Genomic DNA, 8859 nt, shown 5'->3' on the forward strand with positions numbered 1-8859 from the left:
CGGCGGCCCACGGAGCAATGCCGGAGTGAGGGCACACCGAGCCTAAGCGAGGTGCCGAGTGGTGGGGCATATAGCGTTTTGCTTACTTTTGCGCTTCTCAAAAGTGAGCCGCTGTAAGAGCGGAACCCTAAGCCGCCGTTACCGCAGCAACGGATATACACACCCCCCCATCCCAAAAAACCCCAAAAAAAACGGCGCTTCCAATTTCTGAAGAAGCACCGTTTTTGAGTGACCAACACTACCCACAAGGCGGGTCTCTTTCATTCCCGCAAGAATCAGAACTCCGGGGTGTACTTCACCGAGAACATCAAGTTCCGCGGATCACCGAAGTTATTGTTGCCATCGAGCTGGTTGTAAGCGGACGTTATGTACGTCTTGTCAAACAGGTTGTTGGCATTGAGCGCCAAAGCGATTTCCGGCGTCAGCTGGTAGCCGATACGGGCATTCCACACGGTATAACCCGGTATGTCGGTCTTTTCTTGGTAAACCAGTGTGTGGCTTTGGGTGGTAAAGCCCAGGCCAGCGCTGACGCGACTCCAATCGCCGGTCAGTTGATAGTTACCCCACACCCGCAGCATGTGTTTCGGCGTCCAGCTACTGAAGACAACACCTTCCTTCCCCGGCTCCTCCAGGTACTTGGTGGTGTTGTAGGTGTAGCCCGCGAACAACTGCAGATTGTCTACCACTTCACCACTGATTTCGGCATCGAAACCCTGGCTGCGCACTTTCCCCGAGGCAGCCGAGCAATACCCGCCCTCACATACCATCCCTCCGGCGGTGTCTTCGATAGCACGGTTCTCGTGATCGTAACGGAAGATGGCCAGGGAGGTATTGACCCGACCGTCCATCAGCTCACCCTTGAGGCCGACTTCGTAGTTGGTGCCAACGATGGGCTTGAGCACCGAACCGCTGGTATCGACCTCGGTCTGGGGCTGGAACACATCAGTGTAGCTGGCGTACACCGCCCACTCACGGCTCAGGTCATAGATGATACCGCCGTAGGGCGTGACCACTCCGGTTTCAGTTCCGGTGCTTGCCGTGTATGGGGTAATACCGGCTGAGTCCTCGGTTCTCGATTTGTAGCTGAAGTCATACCAGCTGACCCGGGAACCCAGCACCAGCGTCAGATCATCGATAGGCTTCACGCGCCAGGTGCCGTAGACACCCTTCTGGCGGATATCGTACTTACTGAGGACGCCCCGCCCGAGCGGGGCGTTGATCAGGCTCTCGTAGCTGATGTCCGGACGATCATTGTTCAGATCGAAGATGAAGTCGCTGGTATTGTTGAATGTTCGGGCGTAGCGATCATCCGTCTCCAACTGCGAGAAGTTGCCGCCGAGCATGACTTCCTGTTCCATCGACAAGGCTTCGAACTTGCCGGTCAGGTTCATGTCCAGACCAGACTTCGTGGACTGGAAATCAGTCACGAAGTCGGCATATTGCACGCCACTGCCATCAGGGTTGAGACCGCCAAGCCTTTGCACTCGCTGGTTTTTCGCCCGGTTATCTTCGGTCATGTACACGGCACCCACCTTGAACGCCCAGTCCTCGTTGAACCGATGCTCCAGGTCGGTGTAGTAGGTGGTGACATCGATTTCCGAACGGTTCCAACGCGCACCCGTGTAGGTCGAACGCGACACGTCCGGCATCGAACCGTTGGCGTAGCGTGGCAGGCCACGGATGTTGCCGCGCGATTCGCCATTCGATTGGCTGACCGCGAAGCCCAGGGTGGTGTCTTCGCTCAGGTCGACGTCCAACGCACCGTACAGCGAGTGGGTCTTGTTCCACGCATAGTCGACAAACGAGTTGCTCTGGTCTTCATCGATGACGACGCGGCCGCGGATGTTGCCGGCCTGGTTCAGCGGGCCGCCAGCGTCCAATTGCAGACCGTAGTGATCCCAGGAACCGGCCTTGCCGGTCAGGGTAACGGTCGGTGCATGCTGGCCACGCTTGCGCACCAGGTTGACGGCGCCACCGAGGCTGCCAGTGCCTTGCAGCAGGCCGGCCGCGCCGCGCATGATTTCCAGGCGGTCGAAGAAGATCAGGTCCTGTGTCGCCCAGTTGCCCAGCGAATAATTGTTACGCAGGATCGGCACACCATCGTATTGCCAATCGTCGATCTGGAAACCGCGTGACGACAGGATCATGCCTTGGCCGACGCCCTGCAGGCCGACGATGCCGGTGGTCTGGTTGACGGCGTCCTTGAGGCTGACCAGGTTCTGGTCATCCATCTGCTTGCGCGTCATCACGGTGATCGACTGGGGAATTTCCTTGAGGGTGTGGGTGCCCTTGCCGAGGGTCACGGCCTTGCTGGTGTAGGAATGACTGCCTTCGGTTGTCGCGTCCAACGCTTGTGCACTGATGGTGGTCGCACCCAGCTCAAGGCCTCCCGTGGCAGGGCTGCGCATCAGCATCAGGGTATTGCCCTCGAGGCTGTAGCCCACGCCTGTGCCCTTGAGCAATTCGGCGATGGCCGCCTGCGGGCTCATTGTGCCGCTGACGCGGGTGCTTTTCAGCCCGGCCATGTCGCCAGCGTTGTAGATCACTTGCTGGTTGGTCTGCTGACCGAACGCTTGCAGTGCCTGCGGCAGCGGTTGCGCAGGAATGTTGATGCTGACGTCTTCTGCCATCACCTGAGCGCTGAGGGGCAGTACGCAGACCAACCCCAGACCGGCCAACACCCGCCGCGAGCGCAGGCCGCGGGACATGACGAGTGCCCTGAACAGAGGTTTCAACTCATGAATGGATGACATCGTGCTCTCTATTATTGGTCGAAGTAAAAGTCCATGGGCCTAAGGGCCCGCCGCTCGCCAGCACCTGTGAACCCGAACGGTCGATTGCCTCAGGGCAATGTGTCAGTGCGTGGCCGACCCGATTTGCCCACATACCTAAGTAGGACGCAGCATCTGCCAAAACCGGAATGACTTTACTTATCATTCGCGAAAAAGATAAAAAAGGCCGGCTCTGTTAGGCGCCGGCCTTTTTAATCCTGGATTCCATGTACACAGCCAATACCAGGGTTGCGAACACAACTGTGGCGAGGGAGCTTGCTCCCGCTGGGCCGGTCCGACGCTTCGGGCGAAGCGGCCCCAAGATTTTGCGGTCGCTGCGCAACCGAGCGGGAGCAAGCTCCCTCGCCACAATAATGTGTGTCAGGCAGCTCCTCGCTAAATCCTCTTCCCATCCAATCGTTCTACAGGTGGGCGCGCTCCAACCCGGCGTGCCGCCGTCCCCAGCCCATGCGGTGAATGCCCCGCGATGGCGTTCGCCCTTTCATCTAGCAGGAAACCTCCATGAGCCAACCAAAACGCGGGGTGATCAATGAATTATTCACCCTGCTCAAACCCTTCCGGCTGATTGTCATCGGCGCCATCCTGCTGGGCATGGTCGGTGGCCTCAGCGTGACCGTGCTGCTGGCGACCATCAACAAGGTGCTGCATGCCGAAAGCGGGCTGAGCCACACCGTGGTGGGGGTGTTCGCCGGGTTGTGCCTGCTGGCCCTGATCAGTTCCATCTGTTCCGACATCGGCACCAACTACGTCGGCCAGAAGATCATCGCCAAGCTGCGCAAGGAACTGGGGGAAAAAGTCCTGTCGGCGCCCATCCAGCAGATCGAACGCTACCGCAGCCATCGCCTGATCCCGGTGCTGACCCACGACGTCGACACCATCAGCGACTTCGCCTTCGCCTTCGCCCCGCTCGCCATTTCCCTGACCGTCACCCTCGGTTGCATGGGTTACCTGGCGATGCTGTCGTGGCCGATGTTCCTGATGATGGTCGTGGCAATCATCATCGGCACCGTGGTGCAGTACATCGCCCGCGGTCGTGGGATCAAGGGCTTCATGGAGGCTCGCGATTCCGAGGACGAATTGCAGAAGCACTACAACGCCATCGCCGAAGGCGCCAAGGAGCTGCGCATCCATCGCCCCCGTCGGCACCGCATGTTCGTCTCGGGCATCGAGCACACCGCCAACAAGATCTGCGACACGCAGATCCGCTCGGTGAACATTTTCGTGATCGCCAAGACCTTCGGCTCGATGCTGTTCTTCGTGGTGATCGGCCTGGCCCTGGCCCTGCAGTCGCTGTGGCCGAGCGCCGACAAAGCGGTGATGAGCGGTTTCGTGCTGGTGTTGCTGTACATGAAAGGCCCGCTGGAACACCTGATCGGCACCCTGCCCATCGTCAGTCGTGCGCAGATCGCCTTCCGCCGCATCGCCGAATTGTCGGAACAGTTTTCATCCCCGGAACCGCACTTGCTACTCAACGACCAGGGCCAGCCGAAAACGCCGGTGCAGACGCTGGAACTGAGCAATGTGGCCTACAGCTTCCCGGCGGTGGAAGGCGCCACGCCGTTCCGCCTGGGGCCGGTGAACCTGAAGATCAACCAGGGCGACATCGTCTTCATCGTCGGTGAAAACGGCTGTGGCAAGACCACGCTGATCAAGCTGCTGTTGGGCCTCTACGCGCCGCAGCAAGGGGAAATCCGTCTCAACGACCACGCCGTGACGGCCGTGACCCGCGATGACTATCGCCAGTTGTTCACGACGATTTTTGCCGACTACTACCTGTTCGACGACATCGTCCAGGGCGACACCCATATCCCGGACGACGCCAACCAATACCTGCAACGCCTGGAGATCGCCCACAAGGTCAGCGTGCGCGACGGCGCCTTCACCACCACCGACCTGTCCACCGGCCAGCGCAAGCGCCTGGCGCTGGTCAATGCATGGCTGGAAGAGCGTCCGGTGCTGGTCTTCGACGAATGGGCCGCCGACCAGGACCCGACCTTCCGGCGGATTTTCTACACGGAGTTGCTGCCGGATCTCAAGCGCCTGGGCAAGACCATCATCGTGATTTCCCACGACGATCGTTACTTCGACGTGGCCGACCAATTGGTGCGCATGGAAGCCGGCCGCGTCATCACCGAACTGCAACCCGCGTAAATAATCACGATTCTCATTCTGGTTTTTCTGGGGTGGTGCGTCCTAATTAAGAATTGATCACAACTACACCCTATTAAAACTAAAACCTGCAAGAGTGAAACACATGCCAGCAACTCCGGGGATTCCACGTTTTACCAAGGCACTGATCATGCGCCGCCTGTTGCAACCAGGCTTCAGCGCCACCGCGTTCAGCCTGGCACTGGCCATGCCGTTCAGCGCGCAGGTCCAGGCACAGGAAGTCGATCTGAACATTGCGGCGCAGTCGCTGGCGAGTGCCCTGCAGGCGTTGAGCAATCAAACGAACATGCAAGTGCTCTACAGCGCCGATGATGTCCAGGGCCTGCGCAGCCAGCCGGTCAGTGGCCGGTTGTCGCCGGCGCAAGCGTTGTCGCAGATGCTGGTGGGGACCGGCGTCATGTTCACTATCCAGGGCAACACGGCCAGCGTGCGCGCCAGGACGGCGGGGGATTCGCTGGAACTGGGCGCCACCACCATCACCGGTAAATCTGCGGAATCGGCCTACGGCCCGGTGGACGGCTACGTCGCCACCCGCAGCGCCACCGGCACCAAGACCGACACACCGATCCTGGAGATCCCGCAGACCATCAACGTGGTCACCGCCGACCAGATCGCCGTCCAGGGCGCACGCAACCTGACCCAGGCCTTGCGCTACACGCCGGGCCTGGACACCAGCGGCTTCACCGACCGCAACACCATCGCCGATGAAATCACCAGCCGCGGGTTCGCGCCGACACAGCTGTACCTCGACGGTGCCTACCTGCCCTATGCCGGCAGCCTGGGCGGCGCGCCGCAAATCGATCCGTATACCCTGGAGCGCATCGAAGTGCTCAAAGGCCCCTCATCGGTGCTGTACGGACAGAACCAGCCCGGCGGCTTGATCAACATGGTCTCCAAGCGACCGACCACTGAACAGCGCAGCCAGATCAAACTGGGCGCGGGCAGCTACGACCGGGTCAACGGCGCGTTCGACACCAGCGGCCCAATCGACGATCAAAAGGAATTCAGCTACCGCGTCATCGGCGTGGCGAAAAAAGGCAACCAACAAGTCGATCACACCCACAGCGAACGCATGCTGCTGGCGCCAAGCCTGACCTGGGCACCCAACGAAGACACTTCGTTGACGGTGCTGGCGCAGATCCAGCGCGACGACGGCCTGGAGGACTATCAAGCCCTGCCGATGATCGGCTCCCTGAAGCGCGGCCCCAACGGCCAGCGGATCGACCGGGACTTTTTTTCCGGCGACACGCGGTGGAACGACTACAAGCGTGAGCAGTTCGTTCTCGGCTACGACTTCAGCCACAACCTCACCGATGACCTGACGTTCCGCTCCACGGCTCGTTACACCGATGTGCGTGACCAGTATCGGGGCTTCTACCTGCGTGGTTTCGTTGGGAATGACCAGACCCAGGCCACTCGCAACAAACTCGACTGGCAGCAGCACAACACCGCCTACACCGTCGATAACAACCTGGAATACAAATTCAACACCGGCGCCCTCGAGCACACCACCCTGGCGGGCGTGGACTATCGCCATTTCAACCGTAAATACAAGGGTTACAACATCACAGGTGCGCCAATCGACCTGTACGGCAATAACAACAACTACGACACCAGCGACGTGACCCCGACGCTGGACACCCAATGGGACAACACCGTTCGCCAGACCGGCGTCTACCTGCAAGACCAGATCAAGCTGGACAAGTGGATCCTGACCGTGGGTGGCCGCCAGGACTGGGCCGAAGTGGACAACAAGGACCTGCTGGCAGGTACTGTTTCCTCACTGCGTGACAACAAGTTCACCGGCCGGATCGGCCTGACCTATGTCACCGATTTCGGCCTGGCGCCCTACATCAGCTACTCGGAATCCTTCCTGCCGACCACGGGCACGGACGCTAGCGGCAATGCCTTCAAGCCGACCGAGGGTGAACAATATGAAGTGGGTGTGAAGTACCAGCCGTTCGACAAAACGATGATTACCGCCTCGGTGTTCCAGATCAAACAGAAGAACCTGGTCACCGGCGACCCTGCCGATCCCCAGAATTCGATCCAGTCGGGCCAGGTACGTTCACGGGGTGTCGAGCTGGAAGTCAAATCCACCGTCGACAACATCGAAGTCATGGCCGCCGCCACTTACCTCGACTCGTTCTACACCAAGGACAACTACGGCAACGAGGACAACCGCAGCGAGCAACAGGCGCCGTTCTCCGCCACACTGTGGGCCAACTACCACTTCACCCAGGCCACCCTCAATGGCTTGACCTTCGGCGCAGGCGCCCGCCACACCGGCCGCAAGCCGGGCGACGCGGCCAACTCGTTCGACGTCCCAGCCTACACCGTGTTCGACACCACCATCAGCTATGACATGGGCAAGGCCACCTCGAGCCTGCGTGGCGTCACCACCAGCCTGAACGTGCAGAACGTCTTCGACCGCGAATACGTGTCCAACTGCAACTACTCGTTCGGCTGCTACTACGGCCAGGAACGCGTGGCCTCGCTGGACGTGACCTACGATTTCTAAGCAACACCGCACACAAAAAAACCGGGCCTGGCCCGGTTTTTTTGTGCCTACCAATACGGTACATGGGCAATACCCTGTGGGAGCGAGCCTGTTCGCGATGCGGTGTTTCAGTCACTTCAGATGCCGGCTGCCCCACCGCTTTCGCGAGCAGGCTCGCTCCCACAAGGGATTTGTGGCGTATGCAAATCCTCAGACCACCCAAACACAACTGTGGGAGGGCTGTGGCGTGTGCACATCCTGAGACCACCCCCACAGGGAATGGTGGGCCCTCAGGCGGTCAGTGCAATCCGCAGCACCTGGCTCAACTGCCCATACACCTCGTCAATCTCCGGCACCACGCTCTGCAAGCGCAGGTAGTCGTGGATCAGGCCGGTGTATTCGATCAGTTCCACGCTCACCCCCTGCGCCTGCAAACGCCGGGCGTAGGCGCGGCCTTCGTCGAGCAGCGGGTCATGGCCGGCCAGGGCGATCAGGGCCGGAGCCAGGCCTGGGTAACCGGGCGCCAGCAGGGGCGAGAAACGCCAGTCCAGGCGATCGGTGGGCTCATTGGCGTAGTGCCGGTAGAACCACTCGAGGGTTTCGCTCTCCAGCAGATAACCTTCGCCGAACAACTCGGTGGACGGGCTGCTGGTGGACGCATCGGTCACCGGGTAGCAGAGCAATTGAAAGCACGGCTTGACCGCCAGCAAGGCGGGTTCCAAGGCCGATTGCAGCGCCAGCACCGTCGCCAGGGTCGCGCCGACGCTGTCGCCGCCGAACGCCACGCGGCTCAGGTCCAGGCCTTCGGCGCCTGCCTTTCGGGCCAGCCAGTCGAGGGCGTCGGCGCCGTCGTTCAGCGGGGTCGGGAAGGTGTGTTCCGGGGCCAGGCGATAGCCCACCGACAACACCGCGCAGGGTGTCCGGGCACAGAATTCGCGGCAGACGCCGTCGTGGGAGTCCAGGCTGCCGACCACATAACCACCGCCGTGAAAGTACACCAGCACCGGCAGCGCCTGGGTCGAAGCCGTGGCGGGACGGTACAGCCGCAGCGCCAGCGTCGCGCCGTCACGGGTCGTGAATGAGTGCGCGGCGCACTGCACATCCGCCGGAGCGTTCCAGCGCAATTGTACCGTGGTGCGCTCGAACGCCTCACGGGCCTGGGCCGGCGTCGACAGGTAAAACGGCCCGGGACCCTCGGCCTGGCTTTCTTCGGCCAGGTCGAGGAAGGCATTGAGTTCCGGATGCAGAGACATCGCAGGGGTTCCTTATGAAAAAAAAAACAGTACCGGGCAGCCCGATGACGCCCTGTAGGAGCTGCCGAAGGCTGCGATCTTTTGACTTTTGCTTGGGACTCAAGCGCCAGCGGAAAGATCGCAGCCTCGTTGCACTCGTCAGCTC

4 protein-coding genes are annotated in these 8859 nt (G+C 60.7%); 2 read left to right on the plus strand and 2 right to left on the minus strand.

Annotated elements, in window-relative coordinates; all coding sequences use genetic code 11:
- Positions 1-275 precede the first annotated feature (275 nt).
- Entirely contained in the window at positions 276-2753 is a 2478-nt protein-coding gene (locus B0E42_RS01265; RefSeq protein WP_077505342.1) for a TonB-dependent receptor, read from the minus strand.
- 540 nt (positions 2754-3293) lie between these two features.
- On the opposite strand from B0E42_RS01265, the gene B0E42_RS01270 reads away from it, so the two are divergent.
- Together B0E42_RS01270 and B0E42_RS01275 are read left to right on the plus strand one after the other, a co-directional pair.
- Entirely contained in the window at positions 3294-4943 is a 1650-nt protein-coding gene (locus B0E42_RS01270) for a cyclic peptide export ABC transporter (protein ID WP_077505344.1), read from the plus strand.
- 103 nt (positions 4944-5046) lie between these two features.
- The gene (locus tag B0E42_RS01275; RefSeq protein ID WP_077505346.1) at positions 5047-7482 is read left to right on the plus strand and encodes a TonB-dependent siderophore receptor; all 2436 of its coding nucleotides are present in this window, start codon (positions 5047-5049) and stop codon (positions 7480-7482) included.
- 269 nt (positions 7483-7751) lie between these two features.
- Here B0E42_RS01275 and B0E42_RS01280 read toward each other — a convergent pair whose 3' ends face one another.
- On the minus strand, positions 7752-8714 hold the full coding sequence (locus B0E42_RS01280) for an alpha/beta hydrolase (protein ID WP_077505348.1): 963 nt from the start codon (positions 8712-8714) through the stop codon (positions 7752-7754).
- Between the last annotated feature and the right edge of the window lie 145 nt (positions 8715-8859).

The sequence above is a fragment of the Pseudomonas sp. A25(2017) genome (assembly GCF_002001065.1).
In the GTDB taxonomy this organism is placed as follows: Bacteria; Pseudomonadota; Gammaproteobacteria; order Pseudomonadales; family Pseudomonadaceae; genus Aquipseudomonas; species Aquipseudomonas kilonensis.